The organism is Actinomadura sp. NEAU-AAG7, assembly GCF_018603865.1.
GTDB lineage: Bacteria > Actinomycetota > Actinomycetes > Streptosporangiales > Streptosporangiaceae > Spirillospora > Spirillospora litoris.
On record NZ_JAHFZY010000001.1, the window covers coordinates 387910 to 408396 of the forward strand.

The following is a 20487-nucleotide window of genomic DNA, read 5'->3' on the forward strand; positions in this document are numbered from 1 at the left end:
CGTCTCTTCGCTGTGCTTCGAGAGGGCACGTATCTGGTCGCGTGCTGGGGTCGCAGCACCTTCTGTCGCCTGGTTGCCGGTCAGCGCGCTTGCTCGGGGCCGCATGCCTGGGTGAGGCCCGGGACAGTTGGCCCGCGAGTCTTCGGGTGGCGGCGCTTGTGGTCTTGGGCCAGAGGAAGCCGGCCCCGGCCGCGCAGAGAACGATCACGAGGACTGTCATCGATTCGCCTATCTCCTTGAGGTGCGAGAGGGCCGACCTGGAGATTCGGCAGCTCTGGCCAGGCGCCGCGTCCACCACAGGCCCGTCGCGTTGAGGCCCACGCCGGTGGTGAGACATGCGAGGCCGGGGAGCGAGCCGCAGAGGAAGGAGATCGGGTGTGCGCCGAGGGCCGCCGCCATGGCGACACCGAGCAGGGGCAGGGCCGCCAGGAGGCGCGCGGTTGCACGCGGGCCCGCCAGTTGGACGGTCACGTCCTGGCGCAGGGCTTCCTCGTCGCGGAGGGCGGCGGCCAGGCCGTCCAGGACGGTGGCGAGCGTGCCGCCGCGCTCGGCGCCGATGCGCCAGCAGGCCGCGAGGAGGCGCAGGCCCTCCGCTCCTGGTTGGTCCGCTGAACGCTCCAGGTGATCGGGCATTTCGTCGTGGCCGGAGGGAGGTGGACGCGGAGGGTTGAGGAGGGTCTTGGAAACGTGCGGGTCCAGGGAGGTCGCGGAGGCTCTGAACGCCTCGTGCGGGGTGCGTCCGGCGGCGAGTTCGGCGGCCATGCCGTCGCAGAGTTCGATGACCGCGGTCCGCCATCGGTGGGGGAGGCTCCTGCGCTCCCTGTACTCCTTGATCTTGGATCTGAGCAGGTTCTCGGCGGGCGGCCGCGCGGGGGTGAGCAGGCGGTCAAGACGCCGGGTCGCCTGGGACGGCGTCAGCAGCGTCCAGACGGTGGCCGAGGAGAAGAGCGCCGCCAGCCCTGTCGCGCTGATCATGCGGCCCTCCCTCGGGCGCGCAGGCGGCTGTCGAGGTCCGAGGCGCCGGTGTCCGCGACCGTTTCGCCGTCGGTGGTGAACGCCACTGCCGGGACGGCCCTGACCAGGCCGTCGGTCCCCCTGCGCAGAAGGTGGATCTCAGCCACCCGGCGTCGGCCACCGCCTGGTTCACGGACGAGGTGGACGACGATGTCCAGAGCGGCGGCGAGCTGGCTGTGCACGGCTTCGCGGGTGAGGCCCGCGGCGCATGCCAGTGCTTCGAGACGGGCTGGGACATCCGCCGCCGTGTTCGCGTGCAGGGTGCCGCAACCGCCTTCGTGCCCGGTGTTCAGCGCTTGCAGGAAAGCTGCGATTTCGGGGCCTCTGGCCTCGCCTACGACGAGGCGGTCTGGACGCATGCGCAACGCTTGGCGAACCAGGTCGTTCAGCGTCACCTCTCCTGCGCCCTCGACGTTCGGGGGCCGGGCTTCGAGCCGGACCACGTGGGGATGGTCGGGTCTCAGCTCTGCGGAATCCTCCACCAGGACGAGCCGTTCGGTGGGGTCGGCCAAGCTGAGAAGGCTGCTGAGCAGGGTCGTCTTCCCCGAACCCGTTCCCCCTGTGACCAAGAACCGGGCACGGGACTCGATCAGTGCGGCCAGGAGCGCCGCGCCCTCCGGAGGAATCGTCTTCCTCTCGACCAGCTCGTCCAGGGTGAAGGCCTGGCGGCGCGGGAGGCGCAGCGAGAGGCAGGTGCCGCTCGGCGCGATCGGCGGCAGGACGGCGTGCAGCCGGATTCCGCCTGGCAGCCGCGCGTCGGCGTAGGGAGAGGCGTCGTCCAGGCGCCGTCCGGCCGCGGCGGTGAGACGTTGGGCGAGACGCCGGAGGGTCGCCTCGTCCTGGAAGCGCAGGGAGGTGCGGACCAGGCCGCCGCCCGCGTCGATCCATACCTCCTGGGGACCGTTCACCAGGACGTCGGTGATCTCCGGAGAACGCAGCAGCGGCTCCAGGGGACCGGCTCCCACGAAGTCGGCGCGTAACTCGTCGGCCAGCGTCAGCACCTCACGGTCGCCCAGCAGCCGCTCCTCGGCCCGCAGCGCCGCCGCGACCCGTCCGGCCGTGGCCTCACCGCCGGTGTCGGCGAGCCGGTCGCGCACAGCCTCGGACAACCTGGTCATGCCATCCCTCCCCACGCTCGCGGCGTCCTGGACGTCCTCATCCGGGCCGCTCTCCGTTCCATCACTTCGTGCCATCGCGCAGCACACCTCGTCCAAGCCGGCGCACCCGCGCGCCACCCGTTCTGCCTGCGGGTTCTCGCGCCTTCCGTACGCTTCTTCGTTCGGAGCCGCTCGCCGTGGGGGCGCGCGCGTGCGCATCGCATGTCCCTCAGGCCGTTCCAGTACATGGTCACCACCTCCCGCGCCGAGCCAGGTCGCGCGTGCCTCGCAGGCGCCTCGCGGTTCCCCACTTCGTTCGGAGCCGCTCGCCGTGGGGCCTCCCGCGCGTGCACACCGCATGTCCCTCAGGCCGTTCCAGTACATGGTCACCACCTCCCGCGCCGAGCCAGGTCGCGCGTGCCTCGCGGACGACTCGCGGTTCTCCACGGAGGTTGCCCTTACGCCCGGGGCGGGGGCTGTCCGTCTGGGTTTGCCTGGACTTGTTGGGCCTTGTTGCCGGGGGGTTAGGCGGCTTCTGCTTGGTGTTCGGGGCGGGGTAGAGGGAGGTCGGTCAGGAGGTGGGTGCAGAAGTCGGCCAGGGGGCCTCGGCGGCAGGCGCGGGGGAGGTGGCCTTCGTCCAGGGCGGTGGGGAGGCGGCGGTCGCGGTCGAAGGTGCCGGCGGGTGGGAGGTCGAGCGCTCTGGCGATCATCTCGGGGGTCAGGCCGCCGGGGGCCGGGCCCTGGACGACGAGGCGGACGTCGGTGGTGTCGCGGCGGAGGGCGGTCGCGAGGCCGTCGGCGGCGACGGTGGCGCGGACCTCGGCGGGGACGAGGAGGTAGGTGGTGTCGGCGGTGTGCAGGGCCATGCGGCCGAGGTCGCCGGGCTGGCGGGGGACGTCCGCGATGATCAGGTCGAAGCCGCGGGCGGCGGCGTCGAGGACCGCGTGGGCCGCGTCCCGGTGGATCGGGACGGGTTCGCCCCGGCGCCAGGAGAGGACGGACAGCTCGCCGATGCTGGGCAGGGCCTCGCGGAGCACGCCGGTGTTGAGGCGGCCCCGGCGGTCGGCGAGGTCGTGCCAGCGGGCGCCCTCGTGCTCCTCCAGGCCGAACAGGAGGTCGATGCCGCCGCCGAACGGGTCGGCGTCGACGAGGAGGGTGCGCAGGCCGGTGCTCGCGGCGGTCAGGCCGAGGGCGGCGGCGAGGACGCTGGCTCCGGCGCCGCCTCGGGAGCCGACGACGCAGACGGTGGACCCGAGGGCGCCGTCGGGCTCGGCGGCGGTGGCGAAGGCGTTGATCAGCCAGTCTTCGTGGTCGGGGAGCCGGACGACGTCCTGGGCACCGACCTCGACCGCCGTGCGGTAGGTCTCGGACGTGGCGTCCGCGCCCGTGACCAGCACGATGCCCTGGCGGCGCGGGAGTGCCGCGGAGGCCAGCTCCGCCGCCGAGTCGGCGCCCACCAGGACCAGGGGCGGCCAGGCCCAGGCGAATCGGGCCTCGTCGGCGCCGTGGGCGACCTCGGCCCGTGTGCCGGCTGCGGCGGCGAGCCTGAGCAGGGCGTCGGCGATCATGGGGTCGCTCGTGACGATCAGCGCGGCCGGGTCCATCGGGTCCTCCTCGTCGTCCGGAGGACTCCACCCTGCGGTCCGCCCCGAGGCCCGCGGAAGAGGTCGCGCCAACTGTGGATAACCTCGCCCGCCCCCACAAGGCGGCGGCCGGGCGGCGGTGCCGCCCGGCCGCGCTCCATGTCTTGGCGACCCCCGCCGGGGGGGATAGCGGGGGTCGCCGTAACGGTCCGGCTCCGGGGGGGTAGAGCCGGCCCGTCTTTCCAAGAAAGTCTCAGGAAGATCGGGTTGTGCCGCGCAAGCTCGATCTATAGGAGAGGCAAACTCGCCGTCTCCAGTCTAGGTGGATACAACATATGCTGCCCGATCGCCGCGAGTTCCGTCGAGTCACAAACTGGAGCCGGATCTAACGGTTTTTCTCGTCCCGCTAGGGCGATCCACCTCCGTCGGGGGCGGGGAAGCGGCGCCCGCCTGCCCCGTCTCCGCCCCGTCTTCCGCAACGCGACGGGAGTGGGAGCGTACAGGAGAACTAAAGATCTTTCGCTGATCGGCGCGCGAAAGGAATCGATCACAGCGTGTGATCGATTCCTGAAGCCGCAGATAGTCCGAAATAGTTAGTTACATCCCCGTTCCCTGGCGCGGGCTGCGATGACGTCGTCGCGGGAGGCGTTCCCAATGGCGCGCCCGCTTTGCGAATAGGGGGTTGTCATCTGGGCAAACGAGGCGTAGACAAGGGCTACGGACCATGTGTCCGAGCACGGCAGCCGGGCACCCACGCGCGACCAGCCGCGGGAGGCGCGTCGAGACGGGCTTGACCCGCTCCGACGAACATGAGGTGCACGCTTGGTAACCCGGTGTGACGTGACTGGCGGCGGCGTCTCGTAGAGAGGCGCCGCTCGCTGTGCGCCTACGTGCTGCCGCTGTGCGCCGAGGTTCAGTCGCGCACGTCCAGGCCGAGCGTCGTCGCGATCACGACCGCCTGGTAGGGGTCGATCACCGCCTTCCTCAGTTCGACGGTGCGCGGGTCGACGGCGGACAGGTCGCTTCCGCGCAGGTCGCAGCGGGACAGGTCGGCCTTGTGCAGCCACGAGCCCGACAGGTCGACGCCCCGGATCGTGGCGCCCTCGCAGCGCGCGCCGGTGAGGTCGGCCTCCCGCATGCGGACGCCGGTGAACGACGCGCGTCGCAGATCGGCGCCTGGGAGGCCGGTGAACGACCAGTCGCCGCCCCGCACCTTGAGCAGGTCGTAGGTGCAGCCGTCGAACATGCTGCCCACGAGCTTGCAGCCGGTGAACGTCGTGTCGAAGAAGCGGCACCGGACGAACGTGCAGTTCACGAACGCCGAGTCGGTGTGGGTGGACGCGTTGAACCGGACGCCGCGGAACGTGCAGTCAGTGAAGGCCGCTCCCACGCCGCTGGCCTCGGTCATGTCCACATCCACGAACAGGACGCGTTCGTGCTGTTCGCCCGTCAGGTCCCGGGAGTCCCAGTCCGCGGACGAGACGGTCGTGTCGGTGGGCGCCGCGAGACGCCCGTGCATGCGATCGGCCATGGGACCACCATGACGTCTCCCACCGACAAGCGTCCCTTCAGGCGGACATCAGCCCCGCTGGTACGCCTCGCATATCGCCTGGGAGTCGCGCGCTGCGGCGGACGTGGCGGCCGCGCAGTGGGCGATCCACGCCACGACGCCCTCGGACGTGCCCGACGCGTATGCGCGGATGGCCTGGGCGTAGTCGTCGGCGAGTTCCGCATGCCCGACCTCAGGCGCGGTGAGCGATTTCGGGTCGAGACCCCGGGCCACGAGGGTGAGACGCTGCGCGGCGCGGGCGACGACGCCGTCCCCCCAGCCGAACGGACGCAGCGCCAGGATCTCGCCGTGCACGATGGCCGCGACCACGAGCGCAGGGGCGTTCGTGGGCTGGGTGAGCAGCCCGCTGAGCACGTCCAGCCGTGCCGCCACCTCGGAGGCGGGCGGAGGCTCGCCTAGGCCGAGGACGTCCCGCACAGGACGACCGTCCATGCGCGGGCGTCCGAGATCGGCGTTCTCGACGACGTCCGCTGCGGCGAGGACGTGCAGCCGCGCGAGAACCTGCCGTGGCGCCTGCCGCCACGTCTCCGTCAGCGGTCCGAGCTCCGCCGATACCCGCAGGGCACCCTGCACGACGGGGTCGGACGGGTGTTCTCCAGTGCGGAGTTCGTCCAAACCGACGGAAGCGCCTTCAAGGACGGCCGACGCCCTGGCCCCGCGCAGCGCGGACTCGGTGGAGACCTCCGCGCTGCGTCGTCGCAGGACGCGATGGCCGAGCAGGCGGTCCACCGCCGTGCGCGCCTCGGCGACGGCGTCGGCCACGCCGGGCAGGTTCGCCACGTCCGCGAAGGCGTCCCGCGCGGACGCCCCGGACGCGCCGCGTCCGGATACGGCGGGCGCTCGGCGTCCAGAGGCATCGGTCACGGCCCGACCCTAGTTGGTCGCCGTCGTACGCTGAACAGCGCGGTTCCCGTTTCGCGTGCGGGGGCACGGCCGCTGTGTCGGGCGTCACAGGGCATCCGTCCGAAGGCGGGCGCGCAAGGCGCCTTACGTGCTCAATACGTGGGAATTGGTGCTCAACACGTGGGAAGCGGCCTTGTGTGGGCGGGACCTTCCCTGGTGAAGTGGGCACACCGGGCGACCGTCGTTTCAGCTAGCGAGGAGTATGCGTTGAGCCAGAGCCAAGAGACACTGTCGAACCTCCTTCAGGAGACGCGGCGCTTCGCACCCCCGGCCGAGCTCGCCGAGTCGGCGAACGTCAAGGCCGAGGCGTATGACGAGGCGGCCGAGGATCGCCTGGGCTTCTGGGCCCGGCAGGCGGAACGGCTGACATGGTCCAAGCGCTGGGACGACGTCCTGGACTGGAGCAACCCGCCGTTCGCCAAGTGGTTCGTGGGCGGCGAGCTGAACGTCGCCTACAACTGCGTGGACCGGCATGTGGAGGCCGGGAAGGGCGCGAAGGTGGCCTTCCACTGGGAGGGCGAGCCGGGCGACAGCCGCACGCTCACCTACGCCGAGTTGCAGCGCGAGGTGAACAAGGCCGCGAACGCGCTACTGGAGCTCGGCGTCGCCAAGGGCGACCGGGTCGCGATCTACCTGCCGATGATCCCGGAGCTGCCGATCTCGATGCTCGCGTGCGCGCGCATCGGCGCCACGCACTCGGTGGTGTTCGGCGGCTTCTCGGCGGACGCGCTGCGCACCCGCATCGACGACGCGCAGGCCAAGCTCGTCATCACGGCGGACGGCGGGTACCGGCGCGGCCAGGCGTCCGCGCTCAAGCCGACCGTGGACGAGGCCGTCGAGCAGACCCCGTCCGTGGGGAACGTGATCGTGGTGCGCCGTACCGGCCAGGAGGTCGCGCAGAACGAGCGCGACGTCTGGTGGGACGACGTGGTCGACCGGCAGAGCGACGAGCACACCGCCGAGCCCATGGACTCCGAGCACCCCCTGTACATCCTCTACACGTCCGGAACGACGGGTAAGCCCAAGGGGATCCTGCACACCACCGGCGGCTACCTGACCCAGGTCGCCTACACGCACCACGCGGTGTTCGACCTGAAGCCGGAAACCGACGTGTACTGGTGTTCGGCCGACATCGGCTGGGTGACCGGGCACTCCTACATCGTGTACGGGCCGCTCGCCAACGGCGCCACCAGCGTCATGTACGAGGGCACGCCCAACACGCCGCACCAGGGCCGCTGGTGGGAGATCATCCAGAAGTACAAGGTCTCCATCTTCTACACGGCGCCCACGGCGATCCGCACGTTCATGAAGTGGGGCGACGACATCCCCGCGCAGTTCGACCTGTCGTCCCTGCGCGTGCTCGGGAGCGTCGGCGAGCCGATCAACCCCGAGGCCTACGTCTGGTACCGGGAGCACATCGGCGCGGGCAGGACCCCGGTCGTGGACACCTGGTGGCAGACCGAGACCGGCGGCATCATGATCAGCCCGCTGCCGGGCGTCACGGAGGGCAAGCCGGGCGCGGCGATGCGTCCGCTGCCGGGCATCGCGGCGGACGTGGTCGACGACCAGGGCGAGCCCGTCCCGAACGGCGGCGGCGGGTTCCTGGTGGTCAAGGAGCCGTGGCCGTCCATGCTCCGCACCATCTGGGGCGACGACGAGCGCTACGTCAAGACGTACTGGTCGCGTTTCGAGGGCCTGTACTTCGCCGGTGACGGCGCCAAGAAGGACGAGGACGGCGACCTGTGGCTGCTCGGCCGGGTCGACGACGTCATGCTGGTGTCCGGGCACAACATCTCCACGACGGAGGTGGAGTCGGCGCTGGTCTCGCACCCGAAGGTCGCCGAGGCGGCCGTCGTCGGCGCGACCGACCCGGTGACCGGGCAGGCCATCGTCGCCTTCGTCATCCCGCGCGGCAGCGCGGGCGACGTCGAGGGCGAGGACTTCCTCAAGGAGCTGCGCGACCACGTCTCCAAGACGCTCGGCCCGATCGCCAAGCCCCGCCAGATCATGATCGTCCCGGAGCTGCCCAAGACCCGCTCCGGCAAGATCATGCGCCGGCTGCTGCGTGACGTCGCCGAGAACCGCAGCATCGGGGACGTCTCCACGCTGGCCGACAGCACCGTGATGGACCTCATCTCCGAGAAACTCCCCAGCGCCAAGTCGGAGGACTGACCCGCACGCCCACGCGGACGGCCCGCCCGCATCCGCCGGACGTTCGGCATGCCGTGCATGCCGTGCATGCCGTGCATGCCGAACGCCCTTGCACACGATGGCCCGCGTCCAGGACGGCCCATACGCCCCGTCCTGCTCGCGGGCCTTCGCATGCACACCGGCAACCGCAGCCGCTCGACCGCGTCGCCGCGTGGGCGTGTGGGGCGTGAGCTCGGATGTTGTGGGTAAGGTGCGCAGAGGAGCGCCGGGAAGTCTGGTCGGCAGGGGGTCGTGCCCGTCATGGACGGGGGTCGGCCCCGATCAGGCCGTTCGTCGACTTCTCGGGGGTTTGCCCATGCCGCGCCAGTCCGCGCCGCGACACTCCACGTCTCGCCGGTCCACGCCCAGCCGTGTCGCCGCCAGCTGGCCGTTCCGCCCCACCGTCCGCTACAGCAGGCAGGTCGCGAAGGCGCTCCGGATGGAGACGGTCGGCGGCGTCATCATGCTGTTCGCGGCAGTGGCGGCGCTCGTCTGGGCGAACACCCCGTGGGGGGAGTCCTACACCGACTTGCAGCAGTACGAGATCAGTCCGGGCTGGCTGCACATAGGGCACATGGACGTGCAGCACTGGGCGTCCAGCGCGCTGCTGGCGGTGTTCTTCTTCATCGCCGGGCTTGAGCTGCGCGAGGAGCTGACGCACGGCGAGCTGCGGCACGCCCGGGACGCGGCGCTGCCGGTGATCGCGGCGACCGCCGGGGTGGTGGTGCCGGCGGTGATCTTCCTGGCCGTGAGCGCGGGCGAACCGGGGGCGGCGAAGGGCTGGGCGGTGCCGACCGCCACCGACATCGCGTTCGCGCTCGCCGTGCTCGCGGTGACGTTCTCGTCCTGCCCGGCGCCGCTCCGGGCGTTCCTGCTGACGCTCGCGGTGGTGGACGACCTGATCGCCATCACCATCATCGCGCTCTTCTACACCGACTCCTTGGAGTGGATCCCCCTGGTCCTCGCGGTGCTGCTGATAGCCGCGTACGGGGCCTTGCAGTCCAGGGGCGTGCGTTCGCCATGGGTCTATGTGCCGCTGGCCGTGGTCGCCTGGTACTGCGTCCAGCGGAGCGGGGTCCACGCCACGGTGGCCGGTGTGGCCCTGGGGATGTTGACCAGCCCCAAGGAGACGCCCGACGAGCGGCCCACGAACGCCGAGCGCGCCGACCACGCCCTGCGGCCGTTCTCCGCCGGTGTGTGCGTCCCCCTGTTCGCGTTCCTGTCGGCCGGGGTGACGCTCAGCGCGTCCTCCCTGGGCGCGGTGTTCACCGACCGGGTGGCCCTCGGGGTGATCGCGGGGCTGGTGATCGGTAAGTTCGTGGGCGTCCTCGGCGGAGCCTGGGCGGCCGTGCGGCTCGGCCTGGCGACGCTCGGAGGGGATCTGCACTGGCGTGAGATCGCGGGAGTCGCGATGCTCGCCGGGGTGGGTTTCACCGTTTCCCTGCTGATCGGCGGTTTGGCCTACACCGACCCGTCACAATTCGAGAGAGTGACGACTGCGGTCCTGATCGCGAGCGTCCTCGCCTCAGCGGCCGCCACCGTCGTCTTCCGCAGGAGGGTGCGGCAGCGCGCGCCTGGACTGACGCGGTGACATCGGGTGGCCGGACGAGCCGTCCGGCTGACAGGCTTGGACCAGCCGGGAAGCCGGGGGGCTCTGAGAGGAGAACAGCGATATGTCCGAGGCACTGCCGGGCGAGCGCGTCGAGGACAAATCCCTCGGCGAGCTGGTCGCACTGGCGTCCAGCAACATCTCCAACCTGGTCAGGGCGGAGATGGACCTGGCCAAGCTGGAGTTGAAGGCCGACGCCAAGAAGGCCGCGCTCGGTAGCGTGATGTTCAGCATCGCCGCGCTGATCGGGGGGCTGATCGTCATCCTGCTGTCGATCGCGGCGGCCTACGGCCTGGTCGCGCTCGGCATCTGGCACTGGGCGGCGTTCCTGATCGTCTCGGGCGTGTACCTGCTGCTCGCCGCCGTCCTGATCGGCATCGGCTACCTGCGCATCCGCAAGATCGACGGGGCGAAGCGGACGCGCCGGACGCTGAAGGACGACCTGAGCATGCTGCGGCACCGCGGCGATCCCGGCGACACCCCCGCGCTCAAGGACTGAGCCACGCCATGGCCGGGCACGACGCGTCGCTCGTCGAGGTGGACGGACCGTGGGCCCACCGGGCGGTCAGCGCGGGCGGGACGCGGTTCCACGTCGTCGAGATGGGCGAGGGGCCGCTCGTGCTGCTGCTGCACGGCTTCCCGGAGTTCTGGTGGTCGTGGCACAACCAGCTGGTCTCGCTCGCCGCGGCGGGCTTCCGCGCGGTCGCGGCGGACCTGCGCGGCTACGGGGGCAGTGACAAACCGCCGCGCGGCTACGACCTCGTCACCCTGGCCGGGGACGCGGCCGGGCTCGTCCGCGCCCTGGGCGAGGCCGGCGCGATCGTGGTCGGGCACGACTGGGGCGGGCTGCTGGCCTGGACGATGGCCGTCTACCACCCGAAGGTCGTCCAGCGCCTGGCGGTGGTGGGCGCCCCGCATCCGCTGCGCCTGCGGCAGGCCGTCCGGGGCGACCCGCGCGGCCAGGGGTGGGCGGCGCGGCACACGTTCGGCTTCCAGGTCCCCATGTGGCCCGAGCGGCGCCTCCTGCGCGACGACGCGGCCCTGGTGGGGCACCTCCTGCACGACTGGTCCGGGCCCGGCTGGCCGGACGAGCGCACCGAGCGGCTCGTCCGGCGCGCCGTGCAGATCCCGGGGACGGCGCACTGCGCGCTCGAATACCACCGCTGGCTGATCCGCTCCCAGCCGCGTCCGGACGGCATCCGGTACGCGCACCGCATGCGCACGCCCATCCAGGTGCCCACCCTCCAACTGCACGGGGCCCTGGACACGTGCACCCTCCCCGGCAGCGCCCAGGGTTCCGGGCGCTACGTCACGGCCCCCTACAGATGGAAGCTCATCGAGGGCGCCGGGCACTTCCCGCATGAGGAACGTCCTCGCGCGTTCGACTCCCAACTCCTCGGCTGGCTGGCCGACCCGGAGCCCGACCGCTGACCGCCGCGTCCCGTGCGTACCGTGGAGGCATGCGGGACGAGGCGGAACGCGCGAACGGGCAAGGCGAGGCGGCGCGCGGGGCGGCGCGGGACCGGGACGAGGCGGGAAGGCCGCGCAACGCGCGGCCGCGTGACGCGTACGGGCGTCCGCTGCCCCATGGCGCCGGCGGGATCCCCACGATGCCCGACGACCTCGACCTGGAGCCCGCGGAGGCGCTCGTGCAAGCACAACGCCTCCTGGACGACGACCGTCCGTTCCACGCGCACGAGGTCCTCGAAGCCGTCTGGAAGGCCGCGGCGGAGGACGAGCGGGAGCTGTGGCGGGGCCTGGCCCAGGTCGCCGTGGGCGTCACCCATCTGCGCAGGGGCAACCTGAAGGGCGCCCAGGCGCTGCTCAGCCGCGCCGCGGACAGGCTGGAGCCCTATACGGCGAACCCACCGCACGGCATAGACGTGGACGGGGTCGTCCGGCGGGTCCGCTCCCTCGCGGACCGCCCTGATGAAGGGCCCGTGGACCTGGTCCTCACGAAGCCGCGCTAGATCCGGGAGGAGCGTCAGTCCGAGCAGTCCTGGGTGTCCACGGCGGCCGTCAGGGTCGCGCCGACGCGCGCGTCCGGGGAGACCTCCTCGGCGGTGAGCGCGTAGCCGGTGGCCGGGGTGTCCAGGGCGGCGGCGAAGATGACGCCGTAGACGCGGCCGTCCGTCGACAGCAGGGGGCCGCCGGAGTTGCCCGGCTCGACCTTCCCTCGGATGGCGTAGATCTCGCGGCTGACCTGGCCGCTGTGGTAGATGTCCGGGCCGCGCGCGGTCTGCCGGGCGCGGATGCGGGCCGCGCCCGTCCGGAACGGCTGGTTCTTCGGGAAGCCCGCGATGATCGCGTTGTCGCGGGCCCTGGCCGACTCGGCGAACTTCACCGCCGGCGCGTCCAGGCCGGGGACGTAGAGGATCGCGATGTCGCGCTTGGGGTTGTAGAGGACGACCCGCCCGTGCTCGTTGGAGCCGTCCAGCGACTGGACCAGCGAGGCGCCGCGCGCACCGGCGACGACGTGCGCGTTCGTCATGACGTGGTTGGGCGCGAACACGAATCCGGTGCCCTCGATCTTGCGCTCGCACTCCGGCGCCCGGCTGACGATCTTGACGATGCTGCGCCGGACGTTGCGCAGCGCGCCGGTGTTCAGGATCGAGTCGTCCGGCGGCGGCACCTGCACGACCGACTCGCCGCCGAGGCCGTTGAAGACCTGCGGGAACTCGCTGTCCTTCACGAACCCGTTGAACGAGGACACCCAGCCCTGGGCCCGCGGGGGCATCGCGTCGTTGATGCCGTTGAGGACCGAGGAGCCGTTGACCTGGGTCCGGACCGGCTTGAACTCCGAGTGGGCGAACAGGTTCCCGAAGAACACGGCGACGATCAGCAGCGACAGCATGCTGACGAAGGTGCCGCCGACCGCGTCCGCGGTCCGCGCGTTCATGCCCGTGACCCGGTTGCGCAGGACGGCGCCCAGCGAGGACGCGACGAGCTGGCCGAACGTCGCGGCCAGGAAGGCGATGACGATGGCGAGCAGTGCCTGCTGCGCCCCGCCGTCCACGGTGAACTCGGCGATCGGCGGCGCGATGAGCACGCCCGCGACCGCGCCGCCGACGAAGCCGACGAAGCTCAGCAGGCTCACGATGAAGCCCTGCCGGTAGCCCGAGATTCCGAACAGCACGACGAGCACGAGGAGGATGAGATCGAGAACGTGGTCGTGCAGCACCGCTTCACCGTATAGGGCGCCGGGTGTCCCGCACGTCCCCTCTCCGTACCAGATTGGGGCCCCGCGGGTAGCCGTCCGGGGCGATGCGGGAACGTCACCGTCCGCTCACGGACGGGCACTCGCGCCTGACCTGCCGGACACCGAGCGCCCTGGGCGGAGGCCCGGAGGCGGGCTAGCGCCGCCCCCGCGGGTTCGCGACCTGCGGCGGAAGCTCCTCGACGTGCTCCTCGTCCCAGGGGCGGTTCCAGCCGCCGACCGTCAGCACCTGGTTGAGCAGCGCGCCCGTGAACCCCCACACGAGCATGCCGCGGACGCGGAACGCCGGGCCCAGCTTGATCCCGGACGGATGCCGGACCGTCAGCCGGTTCGCCGGATCGACCAGCTCGGAGATCGGCACCCGCGCCACCGTCGCGACCTCCCCCGGGTGGCCCGGCGCGATCTCGGACGGCTCCCGCCACCACGCCGCGACGGGCGTCACCCTGTGCTCGCTGTAGGACAGATAGAGCTCCGGAAGCGAGCACAGGACGTCCACGCCGGACGGCTCGACCCCCGCCTCCTCCCACGCCTCCCGCAGCGCCGCCGCGACCGGCCCGTCGTCCTCGGGGTCGATGCGGCCGCCGGGGAACGCGGGCTGACCGGCGTGCTTGTTGAGGGTGGCGGCCCGTTCGGTGAGCAGGACGTCCGGCCCCTCCGGGCCCTCCCCGAAAAGGATCAGCACCGCCGCGGCGCGCGCCTGCCGGGACGGCTCGAAGAACGGCGGCACCGGCATGCGCGGCGCCTCCGCGCGGAAGCAGTCGAGCCACGGCGGGCAGGTCAGTGGGGTCTCGGTCACGGCTGTCCCAACCTCGGAACGGTGGCGTTCCTTCCCGGTGAGGCATTTGGGACGGGCCGGGGAGCGTTCCAGCCGCCCGGGCGGGGCATGAGACGACCGGACGTCGGCCACGCGGGCGCGGGCACCGGCGGGGGAGGCGGCGTCGGGGCGGATGGCATCAGGAGAACGGACCCGGCTTGACCAGCTTGGCGGCGGCGGCCTCGTCGGTCGGCCCCTCGCCGAAGGACGGGCACAGGCGGGCGAGCGGGCAGGCGCCGCAGGCCGGGCGCCGCGCGTGGCAGATCCGGCGGCCGTGCCAGATCAGCCGGTGCGACAGCATCGTCCAGTCCTTGCGGGGGATCAGCTCGCCGATCTCCGTCTCGACCTTCACCGGGTCGGTCTCCTCCGTCCAGCCGAAGCGGCGGGCGAGGCGGCCGAAGTGGGTGTCGACGGTGATCCCCGGGACGTCGAAGGCGTTGCCGAGCACGACGTTGGCGGTCTTGCGCCCGACGCCGGGCAGCGTGACCAGGTCCTTGAGCCTGCCCGGGACCTCGCCTCCGTACCGTTCGCTGAGGTCGTGCCCGAGCTTCATCAGGTTGTTCGTCTTGGCCCGGAAGAACCCCGTGGACTGGATCATCCCCTCCAGTTCCGCCCGGTCGGCGGCGGCGTAGTCCTCGGCGGTCCGGTACCGGGCGAAGAGAGCCGGTGTGACGGCATTCACCCGCCGGTCCGTACACTGGGCGGACAGGATCGTGGCGACCAACAGCTCAAGTGGATTCGTGAAGTCCAGCTCACAGTGGGCGTCGGGGTAGAGCACGGCGAGCTCGCGGTTGATCCGCCGGGCGCGGCGGACGAGCGCGAGGCGCGTCTCTTCCCGGGGCCGGCGGGGCCGGGAGGGCGCCGCCGCGGGGGCGGGACTACCGTTGCGAGGCACGAGGGCAAGGGTAGTTGTTCGGTCCCGCGTTTCGGCGCGCCGTGACCCTACCTTCACGTCCGCCGTGGGACGTAGGTCACACTATGCATGTAGGTGTTCGAGGAGGAGAAAGCGTGACCGACCGCGACGTGGACGTTCTGAGCAGAGCCCCGCTCTTCGAGGCCCTCGACGAGCAGGGCGCCAAGGCGCTGCGCGCCAACGTGACCGAGGTGCGGCTCGCCCGCGGTCAGACGCTGTTCAACGAGGGTGAGACGGGCGACCGGCTGTACGTCGTCCTGGAAGGCAAGATCAAGCTGACCCGGACGGCGCCGGACGGCAGGGAGAACCTGCTGAGCGTGCTCGGCCCGAGCGAGATGTTCGGCGAGCTGTCGCTGTTCGACCCGCGCCCCCGCACCGCCAGCGCGATCGCGGTGACCGAGTGCCGGCTCGCCGGGCTCGGCCACGACGATCTCCGGCCGTGGCTGACCGGGCACCCCGAGGTGGCCGTCCAGCTGCTGCGCGCCCTGGCCCAGCGGTTGCGCAAGACCAACGACGTGATGGCCGACCTGGTGTTCACCGACGTCCCCGGGCGTGTCGCCAAGGCGCTGCTCGACCTGGCCGAGCGCTTCGGGCAGCCGTCGGAGGCCGGGCTGCACGTCCACCACGACCTCACGCAGGAGGAGCTGGCGCAGCTCGTCGGCGCGTCCCGCGAGACGGTCAACAAGGCCCTGGCCGACTTCGCGCAGCGCAACTGGCTGCGGATCGAGGCGCGGGCCGTGGTGATCCTGGACATCGACCGGCTCCGCAAGCGCTCCAAGTAGCCGCGTCCCCCACCCCCCGCACGATCACGCCATCGAAGCCGTGGTCGTGCGAATCCCCTCGTCTCCGGACGCGGTTCAGTCGCGCGTTCGCAGATACTCCAGCTGCGACTCGACGGACCACTCGGCGGCGGGCCACAGCGACCTGTCGACGTCGGCGTAGACGCGTTCGACGACCTCGCGGGCGGTCCGCGCGCCCGCCGCGACGGCCGCCTCGACCTGGGCGAGGCGCTGGCGGCGGTGGTCGATGTAGTGGTCGAGGACGGCGAGCGGATCGTCCAGCTTCGGCCCGTGACCGGGGAGGATCGCGGCGGCCCCGGCCTCCGCGGCGAACGCCCGCAGCCGGTCCAGCGAACCGAGGTAGTCCCCCAGCTTGCCCGCCAGCACGGTCGTCCCGGACCCGAGGACCGTGTCGCCGGTCATGATCGCGCCGTCGGCCGGCAGCCAGAACGTGACCGAGTCGTCGGTGTGGCCGGGCGTCTCCAGAACGCGCAGCTCCAGGCCCCCCGTGGTGATCACGTCCCCCTCGGCCAGGCCCTCGTCGCCGAGGCGGTGCCGGGGGTCGAACGCGCGGACCCTGACACCGTCACCGGCGAGCCGGGCGAACGTCGCCGCGCCCTCCGAGTGGTCCGCGTGGCCGTGGGTCAGCAGGACGAGGGCCACCCGCCGTTCCTGGGCCGTCGCCTCGTCCAGGACGCGGCGCAGGTGCCGCTCGTCCTCGGGCCCCGGGTCGATGACCACGACCTCGCCGGCACCGGGTTCGGCGAGGATCCAGGTGTTCGTGCCGTCCAAGGTCATCGCGGACGGATTCGGCGCGAGTACGCACCTCGCCCGTTCCGTCCCCATCCCGTCGATCTCGCTCATCCACCCCATACTGCCCGAGACCCGATCGGCCCGCCGGACCGGCCTCCACCGCTCCGGCCCGTCATCGCGCGGCGTAGTAGCGCTCGATGTCCCTGGGCAGGACGAGGTACACCTCACCGTCGACGATCTCCGCCTCGGGCTCGTAGGCGATGATCTCGCGGGGCGCGGCCAGGACGTCCGCGACCGTCTCGAACGCGGCCAGTTCCGACAGCGTCGCCACGGTCGGCGGCAGCATCAGCCACTCGCCCGTGCGGCCGCGCTCGGCCGCCTCCGCCGGGCGCACCCAGGCGACCCGGTCGGCCTCGGTGCTGACGTCCCCGGCGCGCTGCCCGGCGGGGATCGCGGCGACGAAGAACCGCGTGTCGTAGCGCTTCGGCTCCACCGCCGGAGTGATCCAGTGCGCCCACGGCCGGAGCAGGTCCGACCGCAGGACCAGACCGCGCCGGTCGAGGAAGTCCGCGAGCGACTGGGAACGATCCAGCAGCGCCTGGCGATCGGCCTCCCAGTCGTCCCCGCGGGTGTCGCCCACGACCGTCTCGGCGGTCGGGCCCGCGAGCAGGACGAGGCTCTCCTCGAACGTCTCCCGGACGGCCGCGCAGACCAGCTCGCGGGCGAGCGTCTCGTCGGCGTCGAACGCCGCCCCCCACGCGGCGGGCGGCGGACCGGACCAGGCGAGCGACGCCTCCCCGTCCCGCGGATCGACCGCCCCGCCGGGGAACACGTAGGCGCCCGGCGCGAACGCCATCGACCGGACGCGCCGCAGCAGGAACACCTGGAGGCCGTGCTCGTCATGATCGCGGATCACGGCGACCGTCGCCGCGGGCCGCGCGGGGGCCGGCTCGACCCGTCCGGACAGGACGTCCTCGGCCCTCGTCCACAACTCCCGGGGCAGCCGCCGGCCCCTCATCGCCGACCGGCCGCGGCCGGGCACCGCAAGATCCTCATGGCCCGCCATTCGGACATACCGCAGGTCTTCCCGTCAAGCCGGACGATCACCCGGTCAGCGGACCTCGGCGATGACCTCGACCTCGACCACCGCGTCGCGCGGCAGGACGGAGACGCCCACGGCGCTGCGCGCGTGCCGGCCCGCCTCCCCGAACACCTCGCCGAACAGCTCGCTCGCCCCGTTGACCACCTTCGGCTGGCCGTGGAAGCCGGGGTCGCTGGCGACGAAGCCGACGACCTTCACGATCCGCGCGATCCTGGACAGCTCGCCGACCTCGGCCCTGAGCGCCGCGATCGCGTTCAGCGCGCAGATCCGGGCCTGCTCGACCGCCTGCTCCTCGGTCACCCCGGCGCCCACCTTGCCGACGACGGCCAGTTCGCCCTTGACGAGGGGAAGCTGCCCGGCGGTGTAGACGAGCGAGCCCGTCCGGGCCGTCGGGACGTAGGACGCGAGCGGCGCGGCGACCTCCGGGATCTCCAGTCCGAGCTCGCTGATCCGCTCCTCGGGCGTACTCATGGCCACTCCCCTCCCCAGCGGCGACGGGCCGGGCGGCCCACGCACCGATCAAGCTTCGCACAGCCCTCGCCGCCCGGCGCCGCCCGATTCGCGACTCGTCGACGGCGCCGCGCGGTCGGCGTCAGGACTGGACTTCGCGCTTGAAGTACGCCACGAGGTTCTCCGGGTTCGGTCCCGGCAGGACGGTGACGAGTTCCCACCCGTCCTGGCCCCAGTTGTCGAGGATCTGCTTGGTCGCGTGAACCAGCAGCGGAACGGTCGCGTACTCCCACTTCTTCATGGCCATCACCCTAGCGATCGGCCCGTCCCCGACCGTCCCGAACCCACCGTCTGGAAGTGCTTTGAGAAGCCGGCCCTACGTGCGCGTCGCGTCGTAGTGCGCGCGCGCCTCGTCCACTTCGCCCATATGGCGGTCCGCCCATTGCCGGACCGCGTCGAGTAGCGGCATCAGCCGTTCGCCCAGAACCGTGAGCGTGTACTCCACCTGGACCGGCACGGTCGGTGTCACGCTCCGCGCCACGAATCCGTCCCGTTCGAGTGAGCGGAGTGTCTGCGTGAGCATCTTCGCGCTCACACCGGGCAGGGCGCGGCCCAGATCGGCGTACCTGCGCGGTCCGTCCTCCAGCCGCAGCAGGATCATCGAGCTCCATTTGTTGCCGATGATGCCGCGCAGGCGGTGCGTCGGACACTCGTCCATGTAGGCGTCGAACTCCGCCTTCGCCTCCTGCCGGCGCCGCGCCGCCGTCATCGTGGTCATGGGCTGGACTCACCTCCGGGTGCTGAACGCACTTGGCGGTAACTCCTTCCCGTCCGGTGATGTTCCGGTGAGAGTGGGCCGCACGCAGATCCCCGCTGACACAGGAGCACTGGCATGCGCGCATTCACCGTGACCGCACCCGGCGGTCCCGAGGCCCTGACGGCCGCGGACGTGGAAGAACCCGCCCCCGGGCCGGGCCAGGTGCGGGTCCGGGTGGCGGCCGCCGCGGTCAACCCGGTGGACGCGGCGACCCGCTCGGGCGCCCTCGCGGACGCCGGGCTGATGGCCGGATCCAGCGCCGACCGCCCCGTCGGCATCGGCTGGGACGTCGCCGGGGTCGTGGACGCCGTCGGCGCCGGCGTCACCCGCCTCACGCCGGGCGACCGGGTCATCGGGCTCCAGGACCGCCTCGACGCCCCCCTCGGCACCTATGCCGACGCCGTCGTCCTGGACGTGGACGCCGTGGCCCGCGCGCCGCGCACCATCGACGACGTCCACGCGGCGACGCTCCCGCTGAACGGTCTCACCGCGCTCCAGGCCCTTGACCTGCTGGACCTCCCGCCCGGCGGCACGCTGCTGGTCACCGGCGCGGCGGGCGCGGTCGGCGGCTACGCGGTCGAACTCGCCGCCGAGCGCGGGCTGCGCGTCGTGGCCACCGCGTCGGCGGACGACGAGACCCTGGTGCGCGACCTGGGCGCCGAGCTGTTCGTCCCGCGCGGCGCACACCTCGGCGACGCCGTCCGCGCCCTGGTTCCCGGAGGCGTCGACGGCGCGGTGGACGCGGCGCTCCTGGCGGCCGCCGCCCTGGACGCCGTCCGGCGCGGCGGGACCTTCGTCGCCGTGAACGGAGGCCCGGCCGTCCCGTTGCCGTTGCGCGGGATCCGCGTCCACAACGTGTGGATCCGCGCGGACGCCGCCCAACTCGCGCAGCTCACCGCCCTCGTGGACGCGGGCCGCCTCACCACCCGCGTCGCCGCCACGCTCCCCTTGGCGGAAGCGGTCGAGGCCCACGTCCGGCTGGAGTCGGGTGCCCCCTTGCGCGGCCGCCTCGTCCTGGTCCCCTGACGGCGCCCGCCCTTCCCGAGCCCGCCGAGCCGCCGCGTCCGCCGACGTCCCCGCTCAGCCCCGCTCGGCCCGGATCATGATGCGGCGCAGGAGGTCGGAAAGGGTCCGCCGCTCCTCCGCGTCCAGCGCGTTGAGCGTGCGCTCCTCCTCATGCCCGACACCGCCGATCGCGCCGCGCCAGGTGGCCCGCCCCTCCTCGGTGAGCTCCACGACGACGCGGCGGCGGTCGGTGGCGGACGGCGTCCGGCGGACGAAGCCGCGGCGCTCCAGCGCGTCCAGCCGTCCGGTGATCGAGTTGGGTGCCATCCCGAGGTCGGCGGCGAGTTCCGAGGGCGCGGCCCGCCCGTGCCGCCCGGCGAGCGCGTGCAGCGTGTCGTACTCGTGCCGCTGGAGCCCGTACTCGCTCAGCGACCTCTCACGGATGCGCTTGAGGTGCTCGACGAAGAACACCATGCGGGTGACGGCGCCCTCGATGTCCGGGTCGAGGTCGAGCATGATCGGCATCCATCGCTCCACATGGGCGTCCGTCCGATCCCGCACGTCCCCGCCTGGCTCGTCGCCCCCGGGGTGCCGGCGCGAGTCCTCTCTGTGCCCCATGCACGGATCGTAGGCCCCGCGCCCTCCCCGCATACCGTCGGTGCCGAATAATT

At 72.2% G+C, this 20487-nt stretch carries 21 protein-coding genes; 7 read left to right on the forward strand and 14 right to left on the reverse strand.

What is annotated here, in order from left to right:
- Positions 1-228: 228 nt before the first annotated feature.
- The 5 genes from KLI87_RS01750 to KLI87_RS01770 all read right to left on the reverse strand — a co-directional run bounded on the left by KLI87_RS01750 (position 229) and on the right by KLI87_RS01770 (position 6044).
- The gene (locus tag KLI87_RS01750; protein ID WP_214615572.1) at positions 229-975 is read right to left on the reverse strand and encodes a type II secretion system F family protein; all 747 of its coding nucleotides are present in this window, start codon (positions 973-975) and stop codon (positions 229-231) included.
- Positions 972-2132 (reverse strand): TadA family conjugal transfer-associated ATPase, encoded by a 1161-nt coding sequence (locus tag KLI87_RS01755; RefSeq protein WP_214616577.1) that lies wholly within the window; start codon positions 2130-2132, stop codon positions 972-974. The genes KLI87_RS01750 and KLI87_RS01755 overlap by 4 nt, the downstream gene beginning before the upstream one ends.
- A 503-nt stretch (positions 2133-2635) precedes the next feature.
- Positions 2636-3715 (reverse strand): septum site-determining protein Ssd, encoded by a 1080-nt coding sequence (gene ssd / locus KLI87_RS01760; protein ID WP_214615573.1) that lies wholly within the window; start codon positions 3713-3715, stop codon positions 2636-2638.
- An 892-nt stretch (positions 3716-4607) separates the two neighbouring features.
- Positions 4608-5225, reverse strand: a complete 618-nt coding sequence (locus KLI87_RS01765; protein ID WP_214615574.1) for a pentapeptide repeat-containing protein — start codon at positions 5223-5225, stop codon at positions 4608-4610.
- Between the two features lie 48 nt (positions 5226-5273).
- The gene (locus KLI87_RS01770) at positions 5274-6044 is read right to left on the reverse strand and encodes a Fic family protein (RefSeq protein WP_214616578.1); all 771 of its coding nucleotides are present in this window, start codon (positions 6042-6044) and stop codon (positions 5274-5276) included.
- Between the two features lie 330 nt (positions 6045-6374).
- Between KLI87_RS01770 and acs the strand changes: the two genes are divergently transcribed.
- From acs to KLI87_RS01795, 5 genes are all read left to right on the forward strand, one after another.
- Entirely contained in the window at positions 6375-8339 is a 1965-nt protein-coding gene (gene acs, locus KLI87_RS01775; RefSeq protein WP_214615575.1) for an acetate--CoA ligase, read from the forward strand.
- Between the two features lie 457 nt (positions 8340-8796).
- Positions 8797-9948 carry a Na+/H+ antiporter NhaA gene (gene nhaA, locus KLI87_RS01780; protein WP_250903452.1) on the forward strand — a complete coding sequence of 384 codons (1152 nt, stop codon included), beginning with the start codon at positions 8797-8799 and terminating at the stop codon, positions 9946-9948.
- 82 nt (positions 9949-10030) lie between these two features.
- Positions 10031-10465, forward strand: a complete 435-nt coding sequence (locus KLI87_RS01785) for a phage holin family protein (RefSeq protein ID WP_156217230.1) — start codon at positions 10031-10033, stop codon at positions 10463-10465.
- Positions 10466-10473: 8 nt separating this feature from the next.
- Positions 10474-11397, forward strand: a complete 924-nt coding sequence (locus tag KLI87_RS01790; RefSeq protein ID WP_156217229.1) for an alpha/beta fold hydrolase — start codon at positions 10474-10476, stop codon at positions 11395-11397.
- Between the two features lie 29 nt (positions 11398-11426).
- Positions 11427-11936 (forward strand): DUF309 domain-containing protein, encoded by a 510-nt coding sequence (locus tag KLI87_RS01795; RefSeq protein ID WP_214615577.1) that lies wholly within the window; start codon positions 11427-11429, stop codon positions 11934-11936.
- Positions 11937-11950: 14 nt separating this feature from the next.
- On the opposite strand, the gene KLI87_RS01800 is transcribed toward KLI87_RS01795, so the two are convergent.
- From KLI87_RS01800 to nth, 3 genes are all read right to left on the reverse strand, one after another.
- Complete coding sequence (locus KLI87_RS01800) at positions 11951-13147, reverse strand: MarP family serine protease (RefSeq protein ID WP_214615578.1); 1197 nt, start codon at positions 13145-13147, stop codon at positions 11951-11953.
- A gap of 172 nt (positions 13148-13319) precedes the next feature.
- Positions 13320-13979, reverse strand: a complete 660-nt coding sequence (locus tag KLI87_RS01805; protein WP_374225405.1) for a CoA pyrophosphatase — start codon at positions 13977-13979, stop codon at positions 13320-13322.
- Positions 13980-14136: 157 nt separating this feature from the next.
- Entirely contained in the window at positions 14137-14892 is a 756-nt protein-coding gene (gene nth / locus KLI87_RS01810; protein ID WP_214615579.1) for an endonuclease III, read from the reverse strand.
- Positions 14893-14975: 83 nt separating this feature from the next.
- On the opposite strand from nth, the gene KLI87_RS01815 reads away from it, so the two are divergent.
- Positions 14976-15692, forward strand: coding sequence for a Crp/Fnr family transcriptional regulator (locus KLI87_RS01815; protein WP_156217227.1), 717 nt, complete (start codon positions 14976-14978; stop codon positions 15690-15692).
- Positions 15693-15767: 75 nt separating this feature from the next.
- On the opposite strand, the gene KLI87_RS01820 is transcribed toward KLI87_RS01815, so the two are convergent.
- From KLI87_RS01820 to KLI87_RS01840, 5 genes are all read right to left on the reverse strand, one after another.
- The gene (locus KLI87_RS01820; RefSeq protein ID WP_308165812.1) at positions 15768-16553 is read right to left on the reverse strand and encodes an MBL fold metallo-hydrolase; all 786 of its coding nucleotides are present in this window, start codon (positions 16551-16553) and stop codon (positions 15768-15770) included.
- A gap of 61 nt (positions 16554-16614) precedes the next feature.
- Positions 16615-17460: an NUDIX hydrolase gene (locus KLI87_RS01825; protein ID WP_214616579.1), complete on the reverse strand. Its 846-nt coding sequence runs from the start codon at positions 17458-17460 to the stop codon at positions 16615-16617.
- Positions 17461-17553: 93 nt separating this feature from the next.
- Positions 17554-18015 (reverse strand): RidA family protein, encoded by a 462-nt coding sequence (locus KLI87_RS01830; RefSeq protein ID WP_214615581.1) that lies wholly within the window; start codon positions 18013-18015, stop codon positions 17554-17556.
- A 121-nt stretch (positions 18016-18136) separates the two neighbouring features.
- Positions 18137-18295: a DUF4177 domain-containing protein gene (locus KLI87_RS01835; protein WP_021591512.1), complete on the reverse strand. Its 159-nt coding sequence runs from the start codon at positions 18293-18295 to the stop codon at positions 18137-18139.
- 75 nt (positions 18296-18370) lie between these two features.
- Entirely contained in the window at positions 18371-18772 is a 402-nt protein-coding gene (locus tag KLI87_RS01840) for a helix-turn-helix domain-containing protein (RefSeq protein WP_214615582.1), read from the reverse strand.
- A gap of 114 nt (positions 18773-18886) precedes the next feature.
- Here KLI87_RS01840 and KLI87_RS01845 point away from each other — a divergent pair, with 114 nt between their 5' ends.
- Positions 18887-19837, forward strand: coding sequence for an NADP-dependent oxidoreductase (locus KLI87_RS01845; protein WP_214615583.1), 951 nt, complete (start codon positions 18887-18889; stop codon positions 19835-19837).
- A gap of 54 nt (positions 19838-19891) precedes the next feature.
- Here KLI87_RS01845 and KLI87_RS01850 read toward each other — a convergent pair whose 3' ends face one another.
- Positions 19892-20434: a MarR family winged helix-turn-helix transcriptional regulator gene (locus KLI87_RS01850; RefSeq protein WP_214615584.1), complete on the reverse strand. Its 543-nt coding sequence runs from the start codon at positions 20432-20434 to the stop codon at positions 19892-19894.
- Positions 20435-20487 lie beyond the last annotated feature (53 nt).

Excerpts from the sequence above, each read along its gene's own strand:
- KLI87_RS01750 (WP_214615572.1), bottom strand. The coding sequence starts at position 975 with ATGATCAGCGCGACAGGGCTGGCGGCGCTCTTCTCCTCGGCCACCGTC.
- KLI87_RS01755 (WP_214616577.1), bottom strand. The coding sequence starts at position 2,132 with ATGACCAGGTTGTCCGAGGCTGTGCGCGACCGGCTCGCCGACACCGGC.
- ssd (WP_214615573.1), bottom strand. The coding sequence starts at position 3,715 with ATGGACCCGGCCGCGCTGATCGTCACGAGCGACCCCATGATCGCCGAC.
- KLI87_RS01765 (WP_214615574.1), bottom strand. The coding sequence starts at position 5,225 with ATGGCCGATCGCATGCACGGGCGTCTCGCGGCGCCCACCGACACGACC.
- nhaA (WP_250903452.1), top strand. The coding sequence starts at position 8,797 with ATGGAGACGGTCGGCGGCGTCATCATGCTGTTCGCGGCAGTGGCGGCG.
- KLI87_RS01785 (WP_156217230.1), top strand. The coding sequence starts at position 10,031 with ATGTCCGAGGCACTGCCGGGCGAGCGCGTCGAGGACAAATCCCTCGGC.
- KLI87_RS01790 (WP_156217229.1), top strand. The coding sequence starts at position 10,474 with ATGGCCGGGCACGACGCGTCGCTCGTCGAGGTGGACGGACCGTGGGCC.
- KLI87_RS01795 (WP_214615577.1), top strand. The coding sequence starts at position 11,427 with ATGCGGGACGAGGCGGAACGCGCGAACGGGCAAGGCGAGGCGGCGCGC.
- KLI87_RS01815 (WP_156217227.1), top strand. The coding sequence starts at position 14,976 with ATGCATGTAGGTGTTCGAGGAGGAGAAAGCGTGACCGACCGCGACGTG.
- KLI87_RS01820 (WP_308165812.1), bottom strand. The coding sequence starts at position 16,553 with ATGAGCGAGATCGACGGGATGGGGACGGAACGGGCGAGGTGCGTACTC.
- KLI87_RS01825 (WP_214616579.1), bottom strand. The coding sequence starts at position 17,460 with ATGAGGGGCCGGCGGCTGCCCCGGGAGTTGTGGACGAGGGCCGAGGAC.
- KLI87_RS01830 (WP_214615581.1), bottom strand. The coding sequence starts at position 18,015 with ATGAGTACGCCCGAGGAGCGGATCAGCGAGCTCGGACTGGAGATCCCG.
- KLI87_RS01835 (WP_021591512.1), bottom strand. The coding sequence starts at position 18,295 with ATGAAGAAGTGGGAGTACGCGACCGTTCCGCTGCTGGTTCACGCGACC.
- KLI87_RS01840 (WP_214615582.1), bottom strand. The coding sequence starts at position 18,772 with ATGACCACGATGACGGCGGCGCGGCGCCGGCAGGAGGCGAAGGCGGAG.
- KLI87_RS01845 (WP_214615583.1), top strand. The coding sequence starts at position 18,887 with ATGCGCGCATTCACCGTGACCGCACCCGGCGGTCCCGAGGCCCTGACG.
- KLI87_RS01850 (WP_214615584.1), bottom strand. The coding sequence starts at position 20,434 with ATGGGGCACAGAGAGGACTCGCGCCGGCACCCCGGGGGCGACGAGCCA.